Origin of the sequence: Psychrobacter sp. 28M-43 (assembly GCF_014770435.1) — a bacterium.
Lineage (GTDB): Bacteria > Pseudomonadota > Gammaproteobacteria > Pseudomonadales > Moraxellaceae > Psychrobacter.
Window position 1 is genome coordinate 898,364 of the sequence record NZ_CP061739.1, and the last position, 24,187, is coordinate 922,550.

Here is a 24,187-nt window from a genome sequence, read left to right on the forward strand (position 1 = left end):
TAGCAAAAAACTGGTTAGTCTTTCCATGCCGTCTGTACAGGTTCAAAGCCCAAAATCTTATCAGCAAGCAATCGTGTCAAACGGCTACTACCGCTGCCAAGACCATTTAATCTAACTTCTGCCATAATAGCTTGTGTTGGCTCGTCTTTTACGTTTAGGTCATTGTAATAGCGGCGACCATAAACAGCAAAGCCGAAACAGCAGTCTTCGTAATCAACGCCAATGAGTGAATCAAGCATCTTGTTACGATTATAATCGTATTGACCTTGAGCCAATATGCGCCAGCTGTTATTGATAGGGAAAACAGCGGAGGCGGTAAACGCAGATAACGGCAACTGATCGGTATTGTCATCACGCTGACGCTTAACATAACCCACATTAAATAAGCTATTGTCTGACGGCTGATAGCGCAGTTCAGTCGTAATGTAGTTCAAATCATAATTACTGGTTAAGGCACCGCTAACATCAACCCAAAAATTATTATAAGGCTGAGTGCTGGTATCCCATACCATACCTGAAGACGACGAGGTAAAAACAGGCTGATCGTCATCAAGTGTTACACGTCCATCATCTAGATAGAACTGTTCTGCAATGCTACCATCAAAACGTGTCACACCCGTTGCATCGATGTAACGATAATTGACACCAGGCGTAATAGAATGCAAATCCTGCAAACGATCATGACCTAAGAACCAACTGTCCGAAAACAGCTGTTCATAATTAATAGAGGCAATACGCGTGTTAAAGTTAGGAATGTCGTTTTGGTTCTTATACGGTGAATACGTATATTTTACGCGTGGACTAAGTAAACGATAGCCGCCCATCGTATCGTCAAACGCACCAAATGGTGAGCCCGCTTGATAGAAGTGTAGACCTGCATCGATACTGGCTTGTGGGACAAACACGGACTGACTGCCATCTTCTTCACTAAGCTGATTATCTTCTAAGCTATCTTCATCATATGACGTATATAGATGCTGCAAGCTCAGCTTAGGTTTGATATAACCCCAAGAGGTTTCCATCGGATAGGCGGCGCTTAGTTTATTGTAAATACGTGCGCCACTTTTTTCGTTTTCAGAACCATCATCGATAGATTTTTTGAAGTATGCAGAATCATGAATACCAGTGATATCGAAGCGCTCAGCCCAAGGCAGGCGATAATTTAATTTGAGCTGTGGCAAGCGTGAGTACGGCTTGTCTTTGTCTTCTAACGCTTCACCACTATCAGTGAATGCATCTAAAGTCTGAAAGGTTTCTACTTTCAGTTCACCATCGACATAATCATTGTAGTAATTGACGCGGGCACGACGTGGCAAGTTTATTGTGCTGTCCGATAGTCCCAATGTATCAAAATCATTAAGGTAATCGGCATCCGATACATAGTTGTATTCGGCATCAGCACTTAAACGTGGAATGCTTTTCGACGACCAAGTATGGTCATAAAACAAGCTGGTACGATCTTCGTCGTCATATTCTTTATCGTTAGGTAAGTATGAACCGTTTAAAATACCTTCCCCATAATTCTCGGTCAGATAACGGAACTCACCTGATAGCATCGGGTTACGGTCAGTATAAATATGCGTGTTAAGGGTGGCATCATAATTAGGTGCTAAGTTGAAATAATAAGGAATATCAACTTCAAGACCGCTTTCACTGCTGACACTGGCACTTGGCAATAAAAACCCACTACTACGGCGACTGTCTATCGGGAAGTTAAAGTAGGGGAGATAAAATACGGGTATATCAGCCACATGGAAAGTAGTGTTATACGCTTCGCCGCGTCCTGTATCAGTATTTAGATCGATACTTTTGGCTTCAAACTGCCATTTGCGGTTGGTAGGTGGACAGGTACTAAACATAACCTGATCCAGCTCGTATTCACTTTCGTTAGGTTTGTTTAAGCGTTTGGCATAGCCGTGCGCTTGTAGACCGACACTGGCAAACGCCACATCATTGGCCGTCGATTGACCAGTCTCAGTATTGTAATTCAAGCTGTCTGCAACGCCAATTAGGCCGCCTTGTGCCGCTCTATCATTAAAGCTGGCTTGGCCGTTATTCGTAGCTGCATTGTTTGTAGAGACGTTGCTTGTACGCTGTCCAGTCGCATTATCTGTAAACATGACTTTGCCTTGAGCCGCCGCAACGCCATTGCTCAAGTCAATCATGACTTTTTCTGCTTCGATATGCTGAGTGCCTTGGTCAATTTTTACATTGCCAGATAGCTCGGCATAATTAATATTGTTGTAATAACCGTAATCTGACTCGGTAAATAAAGGGGCTTGATTGTTTGGAACGCTAGCCACATTTGGTGCTGGTTGTCCGTTTGCCGTACCAGCTTCATTCACAGCGCGTTGGTAATTGGGGTTACTCTGCGGATATACCCATTGACCTTCACAGCGCTGGGCACTGTCCACGGCATTTGGCAGTAGACGTAAATCTCTACCGACCTTTGGAATCGTCTGTGCGGCAGGCATCGCATTATTATGAGTATTGTTCGCTTCAGTATTGATAGCCTCATTGTTTAATGTTGAAGCATCAGTATCTGGTGTCAGCTCATAAAACTCTGCTAAGCGCATTAGGCTGGCTTGAATACTCTCGTCATTAAGGTCTAGCTTACCATTATTCGTTGTTATCGCTTTAGGAACAAAGGCACTGCTATCTGGTGTATCACTGCTTGGTTGGTTGCTAGTTTCTGTATTTAGATTAGCAGCATTAGAAACTTCGTTGCTAAAAGCTTCAGAGTCAGTAGCTTCATTAATCTCTGTAATATTTAGGTCATTGTTCTCAGAAAATTTACTATCTAACGCAGTATCATTCGATAAAGCAGCGTTATTCGTATTAGCATCGTCTGGATAGCTATCATTTAGAATATCTGCTTCTTGATAGCCATCATTACTTTGAGTACGACTAATACTATTGGCGTCAGTCGCCACACTATTAGAAGCATAGCTGCCTGTACTATCCGTAGTGAGTGGTTCAGTTTTTTGCGTATTGGCATCACCAATGGCAGCACTGACAGTTAGGCTAGATAAGCCTAAGGCACCAAATAAGATCAAGCGGATGCTTTGGTAAAGCGGAGAATATAACAAGGGCACACCTATGATTGCAGAGCTTATTGGATTGCATGACTGAGTTTAGTAGCGGTATCACCGAACGACATAAAGCAGTGAACGAGCAACTAAAATATGACTAATGTATTCTCAAAAATTTGGATGTTTTACATATAATGACGACTAATCATAGTCAAAAAAAACCAAATCAGCTACACTATTTACCAAAATTTATAATATAGCCATGCTGATTTTTAAGTAGCGATAGCGATTCTATCCGACATCAAGTATTGAATGATATAGCAATACGTCTGTGACAGCTTGTAGAGCACCGACACATATCGCTATTTTAGCAAGTATTTGTCAGACTTATCACTACTTTAATTATTTATGACTTATATTTAACCAGCGATGCCCAATATGACTGACAAAACGACTTTAGAGACTGATATGATCGATGAAAATAACAACCGCCAACAGCAATTAGAACAATGGTTACAGCAAGTATTTTTAGGTCAAACCTTTAGTCTAGACAGCTTACCTGGTGACGCCAGTGCCCGCCGATATCATCGTATCGACCTATCAGAGACAGACAATCGCGCCAATAAGCATTATATCGTCATGGACTCCGCTGACGAGCAAGATGCGATGCTGCAATTCATCAATGTCGCTAAGCTGATGGCACCTGCTGTCAACGTGCCGACTCTGACTGCACAAAACGTAGAAAAAGGATTTTTGGTATTACAAGATTTTGGCACAGTAGAATTTGCCCATTTGCTTGTCGATGCAACCGCAGACCAAATCAATGACTACTATCAACTAGCAATGCAGACATTGGTCGCGCTACAAACGGTACCAGTAGAAACGGCAAAGTCGCAACACCAGCTGCCAGATTATGACACAGCACTATTAGACCGCGAGATGGATTTATTTAGCGAATGGTTTATGCCTTATATTGGTGTCGCGCTAAATGAGCAGGTTTGGGGAAACCTAAAAACAGCGTTAATGAATGAGATTTTGCGACAGCCACAAGTGGTGGTCCATCGTGATTATCACAGCCGCAACCTTATGCAAGATCAAGCAGATCAATCAAAGTTGGGCGTGATTGATTTTCAAGATGCCGTCATTGGTTCGTATGCTTATGATTTAGTGTCGTTAGTCCGCGATGCTTATGTTGAGTGGCCAGAGAGCCAAATATCCACATGGATTGATGACTTTTGGCAGCTACAAAAACAAAAATCACTAACCACTGCTGATAGCGCGGTGCAGTTTGAAAACGATGTAAATGTCATAGGCGTACAACGTCATCTAAAAGTATTAGGGATTTTTATTCGTTTGTCTGAACGCGATGGCAAAGACCGCTATTTGGCGGATATTCCTAAAGTTATGCGTGATTTGATTATTGAATTAAACTGGCTTGCTGAACATGGCAACGATGAACTAAAGCAATCAATTATACCGTTTAACCAATGGCTACAAGAAGCAGTGCTACCTGCTTATAAAGAGAAGTTTGCTTCAGCGTAGATGACGCTCAGCTACATTAATTTAAATAATAAAGATAGGAGCGCAGATGTCTACCTCTACGATTACACAAGCCATGATTTTGGCAGCGGGCAAGGGCACACGCTTACGTCCATTAACGCTTGAGACGCCCAAGCCTTTGGTTGAAGTCGCAGGTCAACCGCTTATTATATGGCACATTAAAGCACTACAAGCAGCAGGCATCACCGATATCACGGTCAATGCCTCATGGTTGGCAGATAAGCTGATGGACAGCTTAGGCGACGGTTCACAGTATGGCGTAAAGCTGCATTGGTCAGTAGAAGACGATGAACCGCTTGAGACCGCAGGCGGCATTTTTCAAGCATTACAATCAGGTAAGCTAAAGGATGAGCCGTTTATTCTGGTCAATTCTGATGTCTGGACTACCTATGACTTCTCTCAATTAACAGACTATACATTGGGAGCGGATCAGCGCGCGCACTTGTTATTGATAGATAATCCAGAGCACAATAATGGCGGCGATTTTGCGATTAATAATGGCCTTGCTAGTGAACAGCCGGTGGGCGATGCAGATAAGTATACCTTCGCGGGTATTAGCGTAATATCACCTAAATTGGTAGAAGGTCTGGTATCAGGACAGCCTGCTGCATTAGCACCGCTACTAAAGCAAGCAATGATAAAGTTTCAGATTACCGCTGAAGTGACGACAGATAATTGGATAGACGTTGGGACGCCAGAGCGTCTAACACAGGTTAATGAGTTTATCGAACAGAATGATATCGAGCATGCAGGTAAACCAAACTGATAAATTTAAGATAAATAAAAAGCAGCGTCGATTATTCAACGCTGCTTTTTTTGTGTATATAGAAATACTTTTTACGACATGTCTAGAGGGTATATTGGCAAGACAAAAGTGCAAATGTAGCATCTAGCAAGCGATTCATTAACTAACTAGCACTCAATCGTATGAGTAGGCAATGATGCTAAACACCCATGGCCAACTTGATTAGCTGAGCAATGGTAAATACGACTAAAAACCCTGCTAAATATAGACCTACAAACCATGCCCATTGCGATTGTTTTTTACTGAACTTTTTCATAGAGATCTCCTGATTAGCGTATGAAGTGTGACTACCATCTACAAACAATGATAGCCATCCTTTTTAGCTGATCCGTTGCCCGCCGCGATTAGCGACTAGTACATCGGATTGTGATCAGATTTACCTTTGAAGGTATAGTAAGCAAATGCTGTATAGCTCAAGATAATCGGTAACATGATACAGGCGCCAATCAGCATAAATGATAACGAAGTATCGGCAGCCGCCGCTTCATAAATCGTCATTTGATACGGTACGATATAAGGGAATAGGGCGAAACAAACCCCGATATAACCCATTAAAAATAGAGCAACCGTTAGCAAAAATGGACGATACTCACGCTCAGTTTTTAAGTCTTTACGCATGATAAAGAATAAAAGCATGACAATGATAGGCATAGGAGCGAGGTATAATAAATCTGGGAAACTAAACCATCCTTCTAACGCATCGATGTCTGAGAAGTACATAAACGCTGTGACCACAACCATCGCTACTAGTAACGCAGTAAGCATCCATTTAGAAACTTGGCGCGCCCATACTTGCAACGTGTGCTCTGTTTTTATGATAAGCCACGTAGAGCCAAGCAAGGCATAACCAATAATCATGGCAAATCCGCACACAATCGAGAAGGGCGTGAGCCAATCAAATGGGCCACCAGTATATAGACGGTTACTGGCTTCTAACCCTTGCACTAACGCCCCAAGCATAATGCCTTGAGAGAAAGTGGCAACGACTGAACCGACAAAGAAAAAGGTATCCCATACGTGTCGGCGTGAAGAGGATTTGAAGCGAAACTCAAACGCTACGCCGCGCATGATAAGACCGAACAGCATGGCAGTCACGGGTAAATAAAGACCTGTCATAATGATGCCATAAGCAACAGGGAATGCTGCGAATAGACCACCACCGCCTAGTACTAACCACGTCTCATTACCGTCCCAAAATGGGGCGATAGAGTTCATCATGCGGCTACGGTTTTTATCTGATCCTGCAAATGGGAACAAGATACCGCAGCCCAAATCAAAGCCATCAAGCAGTACATAGACAAAAACAGACAAAGCAATCAAACCGCCCCAAATGAGAGGTAAATCTAATACATCACCGAAGTTAAACATTAGCGTAATCCTCCATCATCGACATCGTTTGCAGGCTCATCTAAGCCTTCTTCAGTACCTTTGGCAGGATTACTATCACCACTTAACGCGCGGCCTTGACTCTCGGTCACTGAGTGCTCGTAGAAGTTATCTTCTGCAGGATCTGTATAAGGTTTCGGCCCTTGAGCAATCAAGCGCAAGATATAAAAACTGCCTGCACCAAAGACAAATATGTACAGCACGATAAAGCCAATCAATGTCGTCGCTACTTGCTGTGCTGCAAGAGGAGACATACTTTCAGCAGTGCGAATGACCCCATAAACCGTCCAAGGCTGACGTCCTGTCTCGGTTACGAACCAACCTGATAATAAGGCGATAAAACCAAGCGGAGTCATCATCATCCAAGCACGGTGGAACCATACACTGTCAGTATTGAACTGCTGTTTTTTGAAGTATTTGTATAGACTGAATAGGCCGACCAGTACCATAAGCATGCCAATACCAACCATAATACGAAACGCCCAAAACACAATAATGACAGGTGGTTGATCTTCAGGTGCCCAGTTTTTGAGCCCTTTAACTTCACCATCTAACGAGTGGGTCAAGATTAAACCAGTCACATAAGGAATTTTTACTTCGTACTTATTGGTCTGATTTTCTTGATCGGGAATCGCAAAGAGACGTAGTGCGGCACCGCGCTCATCTTCCCAGAGCCCTTCCATCGCAGCCACTTTAGCAGGTTGATGCTCAAGGGTATTTAGACCATGCTCATCACCAATCAATACCTGCGCCGGTGCAACAAAGATGGCCATAATCATCGCCATGCCTAGCATCACACGACCATGCGCGCGGTGCTCAACATGCTTTTTGGATTGAATATAGTAAGCTCCAATACCACCAATGACAAAAGCAGTCGTTAGAAATGCTGCAGTCATCATATGAGCATAACGGTAAGGGAATGAAGGGTTGAAGATAATTTCAAGCCAGTCAGTAGGATAGAGCAGGCCATCTGCACCCATCATAAAGCCCTGAGGGGTCTGCATAAAGCTGTTAGCGGCCAATATCCAAAAGCCTGAAATCAAGGTACCAATAGCAACAATGGCGGTTGAAGCAAAATGCATGCGTTTGCTCACGCGGCCCCACCCAAATAGCATAATACCTAAGAAGGACGCTTCTAAAAAGAACGCTGTCAATACTTCGTAGGCGAGTAATGGGCCTAAAACGTTACCGGCTTTATCAGAGAATACTGCCCAGTTGGTACCGAACTGGTAGGACATCACCACGCCTGATACCACGCCTAAACCAAAGACGACAGCAAATATTTTGACCCAATGCTTGTAGACTTCAGCATAGATAGGTTCACCAGTTCTTAACCAGCGGAATTCAAGCACCGCAAGCCAGCTGGCAAGTCCGATAGAAAAAGCAGGAAAGACGATATGGAACGAGATAACAAAAGCGAATTGAATACGCGCAAGCAGCAGCGCATCGAGCTGGTCAATCATAAATGTAGCGAACATAAACGGTTACTCTCATCTGTTAGCTGAATAGCGCTGACTTCCATACAACGCTCAAGTAACTGTCCGTAACTATCCATCGATCAAAGTGGCAAGCATTACGGGCAATAGCTCAGTGACATGGACTTAGCTCCATTAGACATAAATTGTGGCTAAGTTTGCGACTCACTGTTTAGCTGAATTGAATAATTTATGTCCTTATAAATTTACATATTACTGTCATGTGCTATAGATATATTATGCGCTCACCTAGATATACACGCAAGCAACCCAGTCTGTCTGTTGCAGACCTAAGAGTCATCAAAATAACATAATTCAAACATTGAAAAATAAAATTAATATTATTAAAAACAAAGAAGTATGCGTGAACATACTGTTTATTTGAAACCTATAACTAATATTTAAAGGTTACGATTTATACGTCAAAAACCTTGTGAAATAACAAAAATCTACATCATTATTGTAGCTGCTTATGCAAAATTCTTCGCAACGTCAAAATGGTCTGCGGATTGGTCTGAATACTATGACCGCCATTGATAATTGTCTCAGACGCAGCACCGTCGAGATGGGCGCTATTATAAGGAACGATACCATCTGATAAACGCTCGGTCAGTGCTTGACTGATATCATCATTGACCGTTACAGCGGCAACAAGCGGCTCGGGTGGTAGCTGTGATGTCTCAGTATTGTCGCTGACATCAACGCTCGCTGTTTCATTTCCAGAGTTGTCTTCTACCGCTTGAGACAAATCAATCTTGGCACCATTTGGTTGCGTTTGTGCCAGTCCTTTAGTGATATCGGCATCGTTATTGGCAATGATTGAATGATAAGTGATACGCTCATTAATAGTGATGTCTTTAGTTAACTCTATAAAAGAAGACTTATCACTTAACTGGCTGGCACCATTCTGCAAATACAATGCTCCTAGTGGGTTTTGCGCCAAATCGCCTTGTGTGGCAATAGTCGCTAAGTTATCCGTGAATGTCTTGACCAGACCTACGGGTAAGTAAACGATGCGGCGTAGCGCACGGGTGAACCAACGATCTGCATAATCTGTACCACGGAAAGGTGCAGATAGAAAAACAGCGGTGTCTACCTGTGGCAATGCCTGTAGCTCAAAACGCTCCTTTAACTCATCTTCGCCAAAAGACGTTTTGAGCGCGTTACGGATTTGCTGTTTCTCATTACTAGAGAGGATATCTTTGTCATTGAGCTTATCTAAATCATCGACTAAATTTTCATCAGATAGCATCATACGAGCAATAATGGCCCCCATGCTATGACTGATAATCACACTGTTTTGACTGGCACGATTTTGTCCATTGGGATCAGTTTGCTGGTAAGTGCTGTTGATTAACTGCTGAATCTGATAGCGATTTTCTAAAATAGGCAGATTGGTTGGATAGAATATTTGCCAAACTTGGTAGTTATCACGCAGCTTGTCATCATTGAGAATATCGTTGGTCAGATTGACCCAAGTGGCCGGACTAGAGGCTAGGCCATGCAACATAATCAACACGCGTTTATCAGGATCATAAGGCTCGAGCATGAAGAGTTTGGGCAGCTGAGCATCTGGTTGGCGAGTAATCAAGTTTAAATAACCCACACCATCTAACTGATTTTCTGATAGCCATAAGCCATATCCCGCCGAAAAGTTGGCTGCCAGTGGGTAGTCATCATTGAGGATATTAACGGATTCGGTTTGGTACGGGTTATATAAATGAATATCAAGCTTACGACTGCTCAGCGCATCTAATACGCTATTGCCATCTGGCTTAATCAGACCAGTCAATAGCAGATGTCCCGTGGGATAAATACGTGAGCTTGGCTCGCTGTCGTCCGTATTTTTATCCTCATTTGTTAGACGACCAGATAAGGAGGCGACCAGTAACTGACGGATTGTGGTGGTGTAGCGATCATCCAATGACGCTACCAAACTGATGCCCAAACCAGGGCGCTTACTCACGGAATTGAGACCGGAGAGTCGTAGCTCATAAGTGGATGATAAGTCTGCCAAAGCGGAAGTTTGTTTATGGGCATTTTGCAGATAGTTGTTTTCGTTGGGCAAATAAATATCGAGGTTATAGTCATTTACTGTCACTTTCATGACTTTGACTTGGTCTGTTGCTTTGCCCTTTAGCGGTGGTCGATTGGCGATTGCTGCTTCATCCGTGTTGTCACGCTCGGTAGAGGTTATCGGCAAATACTCTACTGTCGTATCACCCATCAATTTATTGGCGTTTTCAGTCGATTGATAAATTTGAGTAATAACGTCATTGCTAGCAGCGTTATAAATGTCTTGGGTTTGGATATCATTGTCATTCGGAATACGGTTCTGCGCACGATGGCTATTGCTATTTTGCTCTGCACCTTCGAAGTCATGGGTCAAACTGTCATAAAACAGATAGGTGTAGCTGTATTTGACGGCATCAAACAACCTTGCTTGATAATCGGTTAAACACAGGTCGGTTTCTTTTTGCTGCGTTTTGGCGTCATCATCACTTAAAGGCGCATTGGCGTAATACGGATCAAGTGGCGGGCGTGCCAGTGCATTACGACAGTTTTTTGAATCAGATAGTTGACGCGCTTTTGCATAGTGCAGTTCTGCAAAAATAGCCAAAGCAGGGCGATAGTGCCTGTTAAGCATACTGTCAGAGAGCTGAGTCAAGCATAAGTCAAATTGCTGCATACAGGCTTGCTCATTCAGTCCTGCTGATAACAAAGCAGATGCTGTATCGCTACTTAGCGCATTGTCAGTGACGATATTGCCACGCTGCGCTGAGATGGTCTTGGCCGAGGCTTGTTTATCTACCGTCACCGTACTACACGCTGGTAGCAATACTGCTGCCGCCAAAAGCATAAATGACGTAATGGGCAGGGTTTTTTTATTCATATGCATTACTGTCTGTTTGCTAAAGCCAGCGAAAGTCATAAGTCAGTCCAATAAACGGTGGTTATGAGAGTATTAATAATGAAAGTAGCAATTGATAATGAGTGTAGCGCAACTTTTGGCGTTAGACTATTCATTTGCAGTTCTATAAAAGCGTGTTTTAAAACGAATGAGTTTCTGCTAGTCGAAAAAAAGCGCTTTTGTCTTATAGAGATAAAACAAAAGCGCTTGGTATTTAAAGCTTAGATTATTTATTAGAGTGTTTATCTATTGAGGGTCTTATGAATCAAATATCTTATGAATCAAATCTTCAATAGCAGCTAGTCTCAACAAGTACATAATTTCTAGGCACCTGGTTTTACACTGATGTCAGGGGCAGGTATATCCCAAATGTAGAACTTACCTTCTTCAACGAGTTTGATTTGTTGAGGAATGACAGTATTGTTAGGGTATTGCCCTTCAAGACGACGTAAGCGTTCTAACGCATTAGCACGGCGGTCACTAAGTAGATCTGACTGTGCCAAGCTTTGTTCTGCTTCGGTATATCCTAAAGCGACAGCGCGATCTAGATACTTTTGACCTTCTTTGAAGCCACCACCTTCTGATAGCATCATACCGTATAGGAAGTTAGCCTCACCACTATCAGGTTGCAGCTTGATAGCGCGATCGACATACTGACCACCACGTACCGTGTAGTCTGAACCCAAGTCTAGGTTACGACCCATACCGTTTAGCTTAGCGGCACGAAGCAACACATCATAAGAAGCATTTGGCGACTTGGCATACGGTTCGATCCAATCCGCTAATACTTTGATTTTTTCACGAGTGTAATGACGCTGTGTGCGGTTAGGGAAGTTGGGTGGATAGTGGCGCGCATTAGGGGATACATCGGCGATGAAATCGTCTAATAAGCTAACATCAAGCTTATCAGTACCTAGCCCTTTTTGTTGTGGAATCAGTACGGTTTTGACGAAGCTCATGTCTGAGAGCTGTACTTGCGGTGTAGGAATATTTGGAAGTTGTCCACTACGCAGGTCGATACCGGTAGCTGTCATTGGACCAGGCTCATAAACACGAGTAGTGCCATTCATGACAGGTGCAGCAGCAGGCGACATCATTTGCGGTGTTTGAGGTTGAGCAGTGCTAACAGATGCATTGTTTTGCAGAGTGCCGCTTAGTTGCATGTTAGTTGTTTGCGCATTAGTCGGCTGGCTGTTGCTCGCAGGTGTTGCTGGAAAGCTTGTTTGAGCGGTGTCGGCTTGAGCAGGACTAATGGCTGCATTAGGACGAGCAAGACGAATCACACGTTTGCTTGAGTCCATCGCACTAGGTACAGCTGTTGCAGTGGCATCAGTTTCTGCTGCATTCACGGGTGCAGATAACAGCATGGCACAGGTTGCAGCCATAACGGTCAACGTTGCAAACTTTGGTGACTTAATAGAGTGGCTACTAGAGAGAATCGCTTTCATAAAAATCGTTACCTTGTTTAATTTATTTGGTTGTTATTCATTGATTGGACGGTAATATAAATAGCGCATTGCTGCAAAATCGTACAAATTTTTAATACCGTAGCAAATTAAGCTTTACGCTATCTGTGGTAGGATTGTTAATCGCTAGAATTAAGCAAACCTACGTAAATCTGTATAGCCATTGATGCGTAAGAAAATCGACAACAGCAGCTAACAATAGTACCTGTAACCATAAGCTATAAGTGATAAGCGGTATCTTTCATACGATTTGCCATCCATCGCATGGTTCGACGTACAGGAGGGGATAAAGCAGCGCCGCCACTTGCAAGTGCTAGCTCACGATGATGCAGCTCCTCTTTATCCATTTGTGCCAATATTTCTTTTGAGCGCTGATCATGTTCAGGTAACTGCTTGATATGATCTTGTAGATGCTCGCTGACCTGCGCTTCTGTCTCTGCTACAAACCCTAGGCTAAACTCATTGGAGATCGCGCCTGCGACTGCACCAAGTCCAAAAGACATACCGTACCAAAGCGGCGTAAATACGCTGGCATGGCTACCAAGTTCGCTTAAGCGAGTCTCGCACCAGACCAAATGATCGACCTCTTCTTCGGCCGATTGTTGCATGGCTTGTTTGACACCACTATCTTTTGCGGCAAACGCTTGGCCATGGTATAGACCTTGAGCACATACTTCACCTGTATGATTGATACGCATAAGACCTGAGACGTGCCGCGCCTCTGTGATGGTCAACTCAGGAATCTCATCGCTACTGACGGGCAACGGACGCGTGCTTGGATTGGAATGTGGCACGACAGCTCGTAATGCCTTATCGACCCCAAGTAACAACTGGTCAATTTTAGATAAAGGACGCAGGGTCATAACTCACTCCTGATGGTGTTAAAAACTGTCAATAAAATAAAATGTATTACCGTCTAAATGCAACGGCATAATGCGTATTACTATAACAAACAATCCAAATTATCGGCTCAAATATTACTGTCTAGATAGCTCATAAATAATCTATAGATGGTTGGTAGACTACTATAGCTATAACAGCAACAAAATCATCAGCGCAACGGTTAGACTGTATCTATTGAGCTAACCATATTTACGGTGCTATACCATCGTTAGTTTGGATAACGGCATGCTTAATATGTTTATTGAGTTTGATGTATAAGAATGCGCCAAACACAATATTCAATAGCCCTGTCACCAAAAATAACTGCGGCAGCGTAAATCCTAAAACATTTAAGATAACAATCGCAAAAATCGCTGATGTGACCATAAATATCGCGTTAAAAATGTTATTCGCGCCAACAATACGTGCTCGATGACTCTTAGGTGCGTAGGCTTGCATAGAAGCATATAGCGGTACGATATACAAACCACCGCTAAATCCTAATAAGAACAAATCCGCGAACACTCGCCAGCTACCACTTATGTTAAACAAATCACCGATGCCAAGTAATGTGTCATTATTCACATTTATATCTAAACCTGAAAGTGAAAAATACAAATCAATAGCAAAGATACTTAATCCAGCAATACCGAATGGTAATAGACGCAAGCTAACTTTATTTTTGGTCAATGTTTTGCACAGTACCGAACCGATTGACACACCAACAGAAAACAATGTGAGTAAGAAAATAACGACTGACTCATCACCAAGCAAAATCACCTTGCTGAACTCTGGCACTTGGGTCAAAAACGTCGCCCCATAAAACCAAAACCAGCTGTTGCCAAGAATGATAAAGAACAAAAAAGGCAAGGAGTATAAGTAACGGATAGTAGCTAAGCTGGTCGTAATAATATTCCAGTTAATCTTTAGGTCAGGCTGCATCGCTGGCATAGTAGGGATATAGCGTGCAGCTAAATATCCTAAAACAGCGACAACCAATACCGTGGCACTAATCCAATACAGGGATTGTGATAGCTGAGTCAAAATACCAGCGACAATCATCCCGACCAAAATAGCCAGCGAAGTACCCATCTGAAAAAGGCCGTTGGCGCCGACCAACTCATCTTCTTTCATCGCTTGTGGCAGATAAGCGTATTTAATCGGTCCAAAGAAAGTCGAATGTGTACCCATCAAAAACAACGCGACAAATAGCAGTGCATACCATTCAAAAACAAAACCCACCGCGGCAACTGCCATAATGACCAGCTCAAGGAGTTTAATAAACTGCGTGAGCTTTGACTTTTCATATTTATCAGCAATCTGTCCTGCCAAAGCAGAAAACAAAAAGTAGGGCAAGATGAATAACATGGCGGCCAAGTTATTAAGGATGCTGACCTCTACGCCCAATTTACTGGCGGCAGTATAAGTGAGCACCAGTATGAGCGCCTGCTTAAAAATATTGTCATTGAATGCGCCCAAAAACTGGGTGAAAAACATAGCGCTAAAACGACGACGCTTGAATAACTGAAACTGGTTGGACATGGACATTCCTACAGATAAATCGCGACTGATAGAGAAAATAGCGGCGCTGAACGACAATTTTTTTATGAGAATAATCGTAAATTTTATTAAAAACTATATCAAGATATAGCATAGGTTTTATCAATATTAAGCCGTATAATAGCAAGGCTTCGGTGAAAATACATGCAGTCAATGCTATGATTCGATATTTAACTAAGTTATGATTTATAAATTTTATGTGATTGCGTTTTAGGGTATAAATAGTAGTGAGAACAAAGGCTACTACCCATCAATGCTATCTATAAGCTAGTAGACCTACAAGGCGATAGACGTACAGTGCTAAAGCCGACACTACAGATAACCAGTCATAAAATTAAAGTAGTAAACCATTAATTCCAGATAACTGCTATAAGTTTATTCACCGGTCAGACTTGACGATCGTTATCGTTGATAAGATTGTGCCGCGTGAGCTGATAGGACGTAAAGATGATAAAGCAGCCTTCAACTCGAGCATGCAAGGGTCTAATGATGCAGCGTGACACAGCCATAATCCAAAACGATAGTAATAATCCAAGTACATATCCAGCAGCGCCGCGTAAAAATCTCAGACGCTCTGCACTGTGCACTGCGCTTGCGACCAGTTTGTTCGGTATAGCACCTGCGGCAATGGCAGATACCATTAATAATGTAAACAATACCGCTATCACCAACTCATCTGCTGCTGACCAAACGGATAGCAATCAAACGCTTAGTAACCAGACTAACAATAGTCAAGCTGCGAATGATCAAGCATCTATCAAGCAGTCAGCTACATTGTCCGATGACGATACTCAGCTAGATATGGCTCTAGATGCGCTACGTCTAAAAAAGGCAGTAGAGCAAGGCATCATCGATCAGTCAGTATTGGACGACTATAGCGAACAGAGCTTGGGCATTAAGAAACCTAACTCGACAAAGTCAGGATCTAAAAACTCGACGACGCAAAATACCAATGCTCAAAACGCAACTTCTCAAAACAAAAACACTCAAAATCTAGAAACTTTCACTGATAGTCCAAGTACTTCATATAATCCAAATAACGCTCAATCAATCGCTTCTAATGATGACTTGTTGCAACAAGCAACCGCGATTCAGCAGCAGGGTTATCAAATGATGACGCCTGAGCAGATCGATCGTGAGCTAGCGGCAATGGATGCGCAGAATGCTCAAGACATTGACAGTATCAATATTAGCAATAATGACAGTGACTTTGATGCGCCAATCGCTACGTTAGATGACACAACATCGCCAATTGGTCTCGATGTAGAGCTAGATGCGACAAACTTGCCCGCGCCTAGCAACCTTGATACGTTGGGGAGAAGTGAAACAACGCAAGAACAGGCGAGCGCAGCTGAAGGGATGTCACGTCCGATTGAGGTGAGTGGTGCTGTCAGCAATGAAGATGTCGTTAGCACTGAAGCTACTGCTAAGAATGAAAGTGGCCTGACGACTGATGATAGTAGTGGTGAGGTGATAGCTGGTACGAATGTGCCTACCAATGTAGAAGGTACGACGACAGATATTATCAATCCTAATGACTATCTACCAGATTATCAGAATGATACTCAGGCCGTCGATCAAAGTATCGAACAAGCCAATAGACCACGGCCACGCGCGCGTAATAGAGGTAATATCGTGACGCGTCTCTACAATCGCTTTTTCAATGACGGTGGCGTGGTGGCTTTGCCAAATGTAGAAACCGCTATCTATCTAGAGCAAGTATCCGCTGAAGATTCTCCTAATGGTAAGGCTCAGCTAGTTGAAGCTGATAATGACATTCAGCCAATGAAAAACATCAAAGCGGCACTGGATGATACTTCAGTTCAGTCGGTTATTGACTTTACTGCGGCATTGCCACGTTTGCGCGAAACAGCACAGAATGCTGCTAAAGCCGTTGGTTACTATGAGGTTGAGATGCGTTTGACCCAACCTGATCGCGATACAGTTAATGTTGTGATTGAAGAGCTAGGCGAGCCGGTACTGGTAGATAGCCGTATTATTGAGATTCGCGGTGAGGGCAGTGAGCAAGAAGAGTTTGCATCGCTTGAGGCAGACTTGCCACCGCAAGAAGGTGATATTTTTAATCATCGTGTCTATAAGAGCAGTAAAGCGGCTTTAGAGGCCTTGAGCAATACCTACGGCTACTTTGACCAGTATTGGCTGAACAAATCCGTTGATATCATTTTGCCGGACAATAAAGCAGATGTCTCGTTGGTTTACAACACAGGTGATCGTTACGAGTTTGACGATGTGGTGTTTTTTACCTACGACAAAGAAACCAATACGCTGACCCAAGATCCTGACAAGCTACCAGTAGAGCTTTCATTATTACAACAGCTCTATGGCTTTACGCCGGGTGAGCCGTTTTATCGTCCAGCAGTTACGAAGTTTAGTAATGACTTATCGGCAACTCGTTACTTTAATACGGTCAACGTCGAGTCGATACTACCACCAACTGATAGTAGTGAAGCTGGTACCTTGGCGTTTGACAATGCTGCTACCGAGGGTAACGACACATTAGATGACGATATTAACAATGTAGACAATGATGGCGTCGCAGGTCTGAGTAGCAATGATGGCGCAGCTGCCTCAAATGTAACTGCTAGCAAAGAAGATACGGTCAATGATAATAGCGATATAGGTGCAGAGAGCGATAATGCTCTGAGTGCTAACAGCGGCGAGACAGTCAATGAAGCGGATATCGCTGCTATTGATTTTGAAGCTGATGAAGCCACCCTTGATAAGCTGCAAGCTATCAGACAAAAAGCAGAACGACTAAGCCGCTTGCCGAATGATCGCGTGCTTGATGAAAAAGATCAGGAAGCTGATAACCTATTGGGCAAAATCAGTGACTCAATCAGTAATGTCGCACAAAAGATATTCCCTGACGAAAAAAGTCTGATCGCTGACGAGAACTTTGTACCGCCAACGCTAGCAGGACGTAAAACGCCGCAAGACGTCGCAGAAAGCAAAAAGGTACCTTTGTATGTGTTTGTATACGCGGATAAACCACGTGATGCTCAAGTCGGTCTGGGTTATGGAACAGATACTGGCGTTCGCGCTACCGCAAAAATAGACTACAACTTGCTCAATCGCCAAGGCTATCAAGCGGGTGCAGAAACAGAAGTATCGAGAATCAGCAAAAACGTGGCTGTGTATGCCAGTCGACCATGGAAACATCCGCTCAATGATAAGCTAGATGCGCGTCTTACTTATGAAGAAGAAGTGATTGACCAAGGCGAAGGCAACTTTGATCTGTCGACCACAACGCTAAAAGCTGCTTTAGCACGTAACATTCGTAGTGACACTGGCTGGAATCGCAGCTACTCTGTGCGTTACCGCTTAGATGAGCTTGAAACGGGGGTTGATGGAGCGGCATTAGATGATCTGCCTATCCGCTTTACCTCTTCAAGTCCGAAACAGCGCGCGTTATTGTTTGGCTATGGTATGAATAAAACAGATACTGACAATGCGACCAACCCAACGCAAGGTATGCGCCAGTACTACTCAATCGAGGCTGGTACTGACAGCGCATTCAGTGATACTGATATGGCGATTATTCGCGCAGGCGTTAGTGGTATCTATAGCTTTGGCGAAGACAAAAAGCATCAAGTATTAGGTAGTGCCAATGCCGGTTATATCTGGGCGGATGATTTTTACGATGTGCCTTATAAGTTGCGTTTCTTTGCAGGTGGCGATCAGAGTATCCGCGGTTATGACTATGAGAGCTTGTCACCATTAGATAAAGGCTATCTAACGGGCGGGCAGGTGCTAGCGGTCGGTAGCGCTGAGTATAACTATGAATTTAAACCAGGTTTCCGTGGCGCATTCTTTACTGATGTTGGTAATGCCTACGACAAAGATTTTGATACTGAGACAAAAGTCGGCGTTGGTGTCGGTATCCGCTGGGCATCACCTGTAGGAATGGTGCGTGTCGATGTGGCTGCTGGCGTGACCGAGGAAAGCATTCCAGTACGACTACACTTCTTTATTGGTTCACCGTTATAATCGCTTAATGTAGTAGTTCCAAATGTTTAGTCGCTCCAAATGTTCTAATTATCACTTATCGTACCGATTGCTGGTCTTCATTTTTTAACGTAGTTGAGTGTCATGCTGACAGAAAATACCCCGCCTAATAATGCTCCAGATGAAGATCCAGCACAGCGTGATGCCCGTGCCGTTAGGCGTTGGTATCCGTTGTCATTTCTGCTCAAACTGCTGGTATTGGTGCTTATCGTACTAGCCATCATGTTTGCCATATTCTTTTATGCGGCAGGGACGGACGCTGGTACGAAGTTTATATTAGAAAAAATCAGTGTTGAAACAGGTATTGATTTCAAATACGGACGCGGTAACTTGCGCGATGGTATTTGGGTCACTGATATCGATATTGAAGCGACTGAAGATCTTGAGATATTAGTAGATAAGGCCTACGTCAAAATAGGTTGGCGTGCAGTATTTGCAAAAGAAGTGCATTTAAGTGATGCAGACATCCAGACCATAGAGATTATCAATAAAAAACCACCTACTGGTGAACCGTTTGATTATAAAACTTTAAAGTTGCCAGTGAATTTGCGTTTTGACCAAGCAAAAATTAAGAAAATCACTTATAAGCAAGTAACCAAAGATCCTATAGTTATTCAAGACATTACGGCGCGTGACCTGACGTGGGTAGGTAGTACGGTGACCGTTGGCCGTGGTGACTTGCAGTACGCTGATATTGTGAAAGTCAGTGCCTTACAAGGAGAGATCGACCTACAGGGCGACTATCCACTAGATTTGAGTGCGATTGCGGAAGTCAGCGCTCTTGAAAAAGCCTATATCGACCCATTGAATATCTCTGCAACAGGAACGCTCAAACGTACTGTTGGCAAGTTGCGTAGTCGTTATAACGATAGCGATGTAAAAGGCGACTTTGTAGTACAGGGGTTGGATGCGGGTGCGCCGTTTGATGCAAAACTACAGTGGGATGATATTCTTATCCCTTACGCTGATAGCCAAAACATTCGCCTACAAAGCGGTACAGCCACAGCTTCTGGTGTCATCTCTGAGATACGATTGCGTATCAATACTGAATTGACGGCCAAAGACATTCCATCAGGTCATTATCAAGGCCGCGCCGTTATCGCCAACAGTCAGCTACGTATAGATCGCCTAGATGCTGACGTGCCAGCGGGACGTTTGGCGTTGCAAGGTATTCTAGATTGGAAAGACAGCTTTGAGGCCACAGTGCGTGCGACGGGCAGTAATTTTAATATTCGTCAAGCTATTCCGGCTGAATATACTGATTTTAAAGCTTATGCGCCGCAAACCCTCAACGGTAGACTGTCACTGCGTTATCAGCAGCAGAATCCTACTGGTAATACGCAGATCGATGCAGATTTGCGTCAGCGCGATGGTGAGCATATCAATGCCAATATGGTCCGTGGTAAAACCTCTGCCAAATCTAAGCAAGTCGCGCCTTGGTATATTGATGCTAACTGGAAAAACCTAACCCGCCGTAACGTCCCCAATATTGGCAATATCGACAGTCCTAGTGGTCAGGCGGACGTCATCGTTCGTGGTTCGACTCTATCAGTCGATGCCAATGCCGTTATCAATGAGCTAAATGCTGCCCCCAAAGGCAACTATGATCTACGTATACGTAAGGCTGGTGATGTCATAGATATCAATCGTCTTAATTATAATGGCATCGTAGGAGACTTATCCGGCACAGGACAGATTCAGTTGGCGAGCAAGCAGCGTCCACTGACATGGCAGATTGATGCCAGTACCAAAGGTTTACTCCCTAAGAGATATCGTAGCGATTTACCGCTTGAGCGCCTAACAGGTAGTATAAGTGCGCGTGGTCGATTGCTAAACATCACCAAAAATGGTGTCAGCGGTCAACGTCATGTGATTACTTTAAACAATACCGATATGCAAGCGCAGCTCGATGCGTCGCAAGCAGATCGTGCTATTGGTATCACAGGTGCTGGTGATGCCAGTGTCGATATCGTAGGTGGTGAGCTGTCAGTGTTTGATGCGCGTTTTGATGGTCGGATTGATACAGCAGATGTACCGCAAGGTCGTCTGTCTATCGATGCTGCGGGTACGCCAAAGCTGATTAGTATTCGTAAGCTGAATTATAAGGGTGAGGCGGGCGCAGTTGATGCGAAAGGTGTTATCGACTTACGTAAAAATATCGGCTGGAATATAGATGGTCGTTTTGATCAGTTCAACTTGGGTTATTTCTTACCCAATAATCCAGCGATAATCACAGGCGATTTAAAAACCAGTGGCGAGTGGCAAAATGCATCAAAAAATAGCAAAAATACTGCAGGGGCATTGCAGCGCTTTGCCGTAAATTTCAACGGCATATTGGATGCTGAGCAATTGCCAGCAGGTAAGCTGAATATAGAAGCCAGTGGTGACAGTCAGCTGATCCGTATCAATCGTTTCCGTCATGTGGGTGCGGCAGGTAGTATCGATGCCAGCGGTACCGTTGATGTGCGTCAAGGCGTTGCATGGGATATCAACGCGGTGATGGATCGTTTTAATATTGGTTATTTCCTAAAAGATACCCCAAGCCTTATCACTGGTACGATTGATACAGATGGCCGCTGGAGTGACACGCAGCAGATTGTCAATATTAAACAAGTTAATCTAAATGGCATGCTAAAAGGGCAGCAACTGAGTGCCAAAGGCAGCCTATCAGCGAAAATGCGTTTGCCTAAAGATTTAGCAAGTTACTTCAAACAACTTCAGACCCAAGATGCCCAAGCACAATACAAGCAAGTAAATGCTTTGATTGATAGCCTAAATGCTAATAACCTTGTGCTGCGTTGGGGTGACAACTATGTCACGGCTAACGGCAATGCCAAGCAGCTACAAACCAAAATTAATATCACCAGTCTAGATCAGCTGTCTAGTCAACTGGCTGGTAAAATCACTGGCGGTGCCACGCTGTCTCAACCAGCTGGTCAAGCATTGCCTACTATTTATATTGACTTGGTCGGTGAGCGACTCGCGCTACCTGGCTTTATATTGCGTCAAGGCCGTGTACGCGGCAAGCTGGTCAACTTAGCAAATAGCCCAAGTCAGCTAATTGTAACTGCTGAAGGCCTAGATGCTGCTGGTCAGAGTTTCGATAGTGTCAAAGCGTCTTTTAATGGGACAGAGAAATCTCATGTGGTCGATCTCAATGTGGCCAATAAGCAACTCGATGTCGGCGCTAGGCTAAAAGGTGGTTTTGATCGAGACAGGCTAAGCTGGTCAGGTGTCATTGGAAAAGGCCGCATTAAATCTAAATATGCGACTTTGAATCAATTGCAACCTGCACAGCTGATTGTGAATTTGCCTTACAATCAGGGTGGTGAGAACCGTGATCTAAAAGTACAGCTTGCCGCTCACTGCTGGCAGGCCACGGATCAAACCGGCAAGCTTTGTCTACGTGAAAAACTAGTGGCATCACCAGACCAAGGTGAAGTCAATGTAGCGTTGCAGAATTTAGATACGTCGTTATTCTCAGTGTTCTTGCCAGAAGATATTGACTGGAATGGCAAGATTAATGGTAAAGCAATCGTCGGATGGCAACGTGGTCGTCCGCCAACTATCAATACCACGCTATACTCAGACAATGGCAAGATAGGCCTCGTTCAAGATGGCGAAAGCACATCAATAACCTTGCCATATAAGCGAGTGTCTCTCATTGCTCTGTCTGTGCCTGAGGGTATCAAGCTGCGTACTGATATCAATACTGGACGCGGGGCACGTGGTTATGCTGAAGTAATCGTCGATCCTTATAAAGACCCTAAACCAATCTCTGGTGCATTGGTGCTGAACGAGCTTGATCTTGCGATATTTAAGCCTTTCTTCCCTGGTATGCGCGTCCTAAGAGGTAATGTCACGATGGCGGGTGGTCTAGGTGGTACCTTAACCAAGCCGCAGTTCTATGGCGACGTAAAACTCTCTGACGGCCGTATAGCGATGCTTGATTTGCCAGTGAATTTGTCCAAAGTAAATGCGGCAGCCAAAATCCGCGGTACACAAGCGACCATTGATGGCACGTTCAATAGTGGTACAGGTGAAGGCGAATTGTCAGGGACAGTCAACTGGCAGCAAAAATTGCAGGCCAAATTGAGTATCGTCGGTGAAGGCCTAGTCATCACTCAACCGCCATTACTGGTTGCTGAAATTGATCCTGATATCGATATCATTGTGCGCCCAGGCGACCGTTATGTCGATATAAAAGGGGCAATCAGTGTGCCGTCTGCGACCATTCGTCCGCCTGAAGCCAGCGAAGATATCATCACTCAGACTGAGGACGCAGTCGTACTAGATCGTCGTTTGATTGGTAATATCGATGAAGTACTGGCTATCTCAAAACCTTGGTCAATCAATGCTGATATCGGTGTTGATTTGGGCGATGATATCAACTTCCGTGGTTTTGGCGCAGTCATTCCATTGGCAGGGGCGATTAATGTGACTCAGAATGGCACAGGTATCATGCGTGCCAGAGGTGTTGTACAGGTCTCACGCCGTACCAACATCAATGCCTTTGGACAGAGCCTAGAGCTGAATTATGGTCAAGTGCGTTTCAATGGCGATGTGATGAAACCGAGTCTGAGTATTGAAGCGGCCAAAACAATTAATGGCAAAACAGTTGGTCTGCGTGTCAAAGGAACGACTGAAAGCCCCAATATTATCGTCTTTAACAATGCAGGACTGACCCAGCAGCAAGCAATGAACGCGTTGGTGACAGGCCGCATCGATAATAAGAGCGCGACGCAAATTAGTGAGCAAGGGTTCAAATCGCAAGTGACCAATAATCTGGCTGCTGCTGGACTGAGCTTTGGTCTGAGTGGTACTCGTAGCCTGACCAATCAAATCGGACAGGCGTTTGGCTTGCAAAGTCTGACAGTCGATGCCTCAGGTAGCAGCGAAGATACTAATGTCAACGTCACAGGTTATGTGACCCCTGATTTATACATTCGCTATGGTGTGGGTGTTTTCAATGCGCAAAACAGTCTTTCTGTTCGTTATCAATTGACACGCCGTATCTATGTAGAAGCAAGCTCAGCAGCGGAAAATGCAGTAGATGTGGTCTATAGTTGGCAGTTCTAAATCGT

At 44.0% G+C, this 24,187-nt stretch carries 12 protein-coding genes; 4 read left to right on the forward strand and 8 right to left on the reverse strand.

Annotation, left to right across the window (positions count from 1 at the left end):
• Positions 1-14 precede the first annotated feature (14 nt).
• A complete protein-coding gene (locus tag IEE84_RS03870) occupies positions 15-3,089 on the reverse strand; it encodes an LPS-assembly protein LptD (protein ID WP_191114917.1) in 3,075 nt (1,024 codons plus the stop codon).
• Between the two features lie 381 nt (positions 3,090-3,470).
• On the opposite strand from IEE84_RS03870, the gene IEE84_RS03875 reads away from it, so the two are divergent.
• Positions 3,471-4,574: an aminoglycoside phosphotransferase family protein gene (locus IEE84_RS03875; protein ID WP_224737885.1), complete on the forward strand. Its 1,104-nt coding sequence runs from the start codon at positions 3,471-3,473 to the stop codon at positions 4,572-4,574.
• Between the two features lie 46 nt (positions 4,575-4,620).
• Positions 4,621-5,358 carry an N-acetylmuramate alpha-1-phosphate uridylyltransferase MurU gene (gene murU / locus IEE84_RS03880; RefSeq protein WP_191114919.1) on the forward strand — a complete coding sequence of 246 codons (738 nt, stop codon included), beginning with the start codon at positions 4,621-4,623 and terminating at the stop codon, positions 5,356-5,358.
• A gap of 178 nt (positions 5,359-5,536) precedes the next feature.
• Here murU and IEE84_RS03885 read toward each other — a convergent pair whose 3' ends face one another.
• The 7 genes from IEE84_RS03885 to IEE84_RS03915 all read right to left on the reverse strand — a co-directional run bounded on the left by IEE84_RS03885 (position 5,537) and on the right by IEE84_RS03915 (position 15,059).
• The gene (locus IEE84_RS03885) at positions 5,537-5,653 is read right to left on the reverse strand and encodes a DUF2474 domain-containing protein (RefSeq protein WP_101206161.1); all 117 of its coding nucleotides are present in this window, start codon (positions 5,651-5,653) and stop codon (positions 5,537-5,539) included.
• Positions 5,654-5,748: 95 nt separating this feature from the next.
• Positions 5,749-6,765 (reverse strand): cytochrome d ubiquinol oxidase subunit II, encoded by a 1,017-nt coding sequence (gene cydB, locus IEE84_RS03890; protein ID WP_114700807.1) that lies wholly within the window; start codon positions 6,763-6,765, stop codon positions 5,749-5,751.
• Complete coding sequence (locus tag IEE84_RS03895) at positions 6,765-8,261, reverse strand: cytochrome ubiquinol oxidase subunit I (protein WP_191114920.1); 1,497 nt, start codon at positions 8,259-8,261, stop codon at positions 6,765-6,767. Before IEE84_RS03895 ends, cydB begins: the two co-directional genes overlap by 1 nt.
• Before the next feature lie 454 nt (positions 8,262-8,715).
• The gene (locus tag IEE84_RS03900; RefSeq protein WP_224737888.1) at positions 8,716-11,190 is read right to left on the reverse strand and encodes an esterase/lipase family protein; all 2,475 of its coding nucleotides are present in this window, start codon (positions 11,188-11,190) and stop codon (positions 8,716-8,718) included.
• A 302-nt stretch (positions 11,191-11,492) separates the two neighbouring features.
• Positions 11,493-12,617, reverse strand: coding sequence for a tetratricopeptide repeat protein (locus IEE84_RS03905; RefSeq protein ID WP_191114921.1), 1,125 nt, complete (start codon positions 12,615-12,617; stop codon positions 11,493-11,495).
• Between the two features lie 236 nt (positions 12,618-12,853).
• Positions 12,854-13,492, reverse strand: coding sequence for a 2-polyprenyl-3-methyl-6-methoxy-1,4-benzoquinone monooxygenase (coq7, locus tag IEE84_RS03910; RefSeq protein ID WP_201571247.1), 639 nt, complete (start codon positions 13,490-13,492; stop codon positions 12,854-12,856).
• Between the two features lie 235 nt (positions 13,493-13,727).
• A complete protein-coding gene (locus IEE84_RS03915) occupies positions 13,728-15,059 on the reverse strand; it encodes an MFS transporter (protein WP_191114922.1) in 1,332 nt (443 codons plus the stop codon).
• 465 nt (positions 15,060-15,524) lie between these two features.
• Between IEE84_RS03915 and IEE84_RS03920 the strand changes: the two genes are divergently transcribed.
• Together IEE84_RS03920 and IEE84_RS03925 are read left to right on the forward strand one after the other, a co-directional pair.
• Complete coding sequence (locus IEE84_RS03920) at positions 15,525-19,085, forward strand: BamA/TamA family outer membrane protein (RefSeq protein WP_191114923.1); 3,561 nt, start codon at positions 15,525-15,527, stop codon at positions 19,083-19,085.
• A gap of 102 nt (positions 19,086-19,187) precedes the next feature.
• Positions 19,188-24,182 carry a translocation/assembly module TamB domain-containing protein gene (locus tag IEE84_RS03925; RefSeq protein ID WP_191114924.1) on the forward strand — a complete coding sequence of 1,665 codons (4,995 nt, stop codon included), beginning with the start codon at positions 19,188-19,190 and terminating at the stop codon, positions 24,180-24,182.
• The last annotated feature ends 5 nt before the right edge of the window (positions 24,183-24,187 follow it).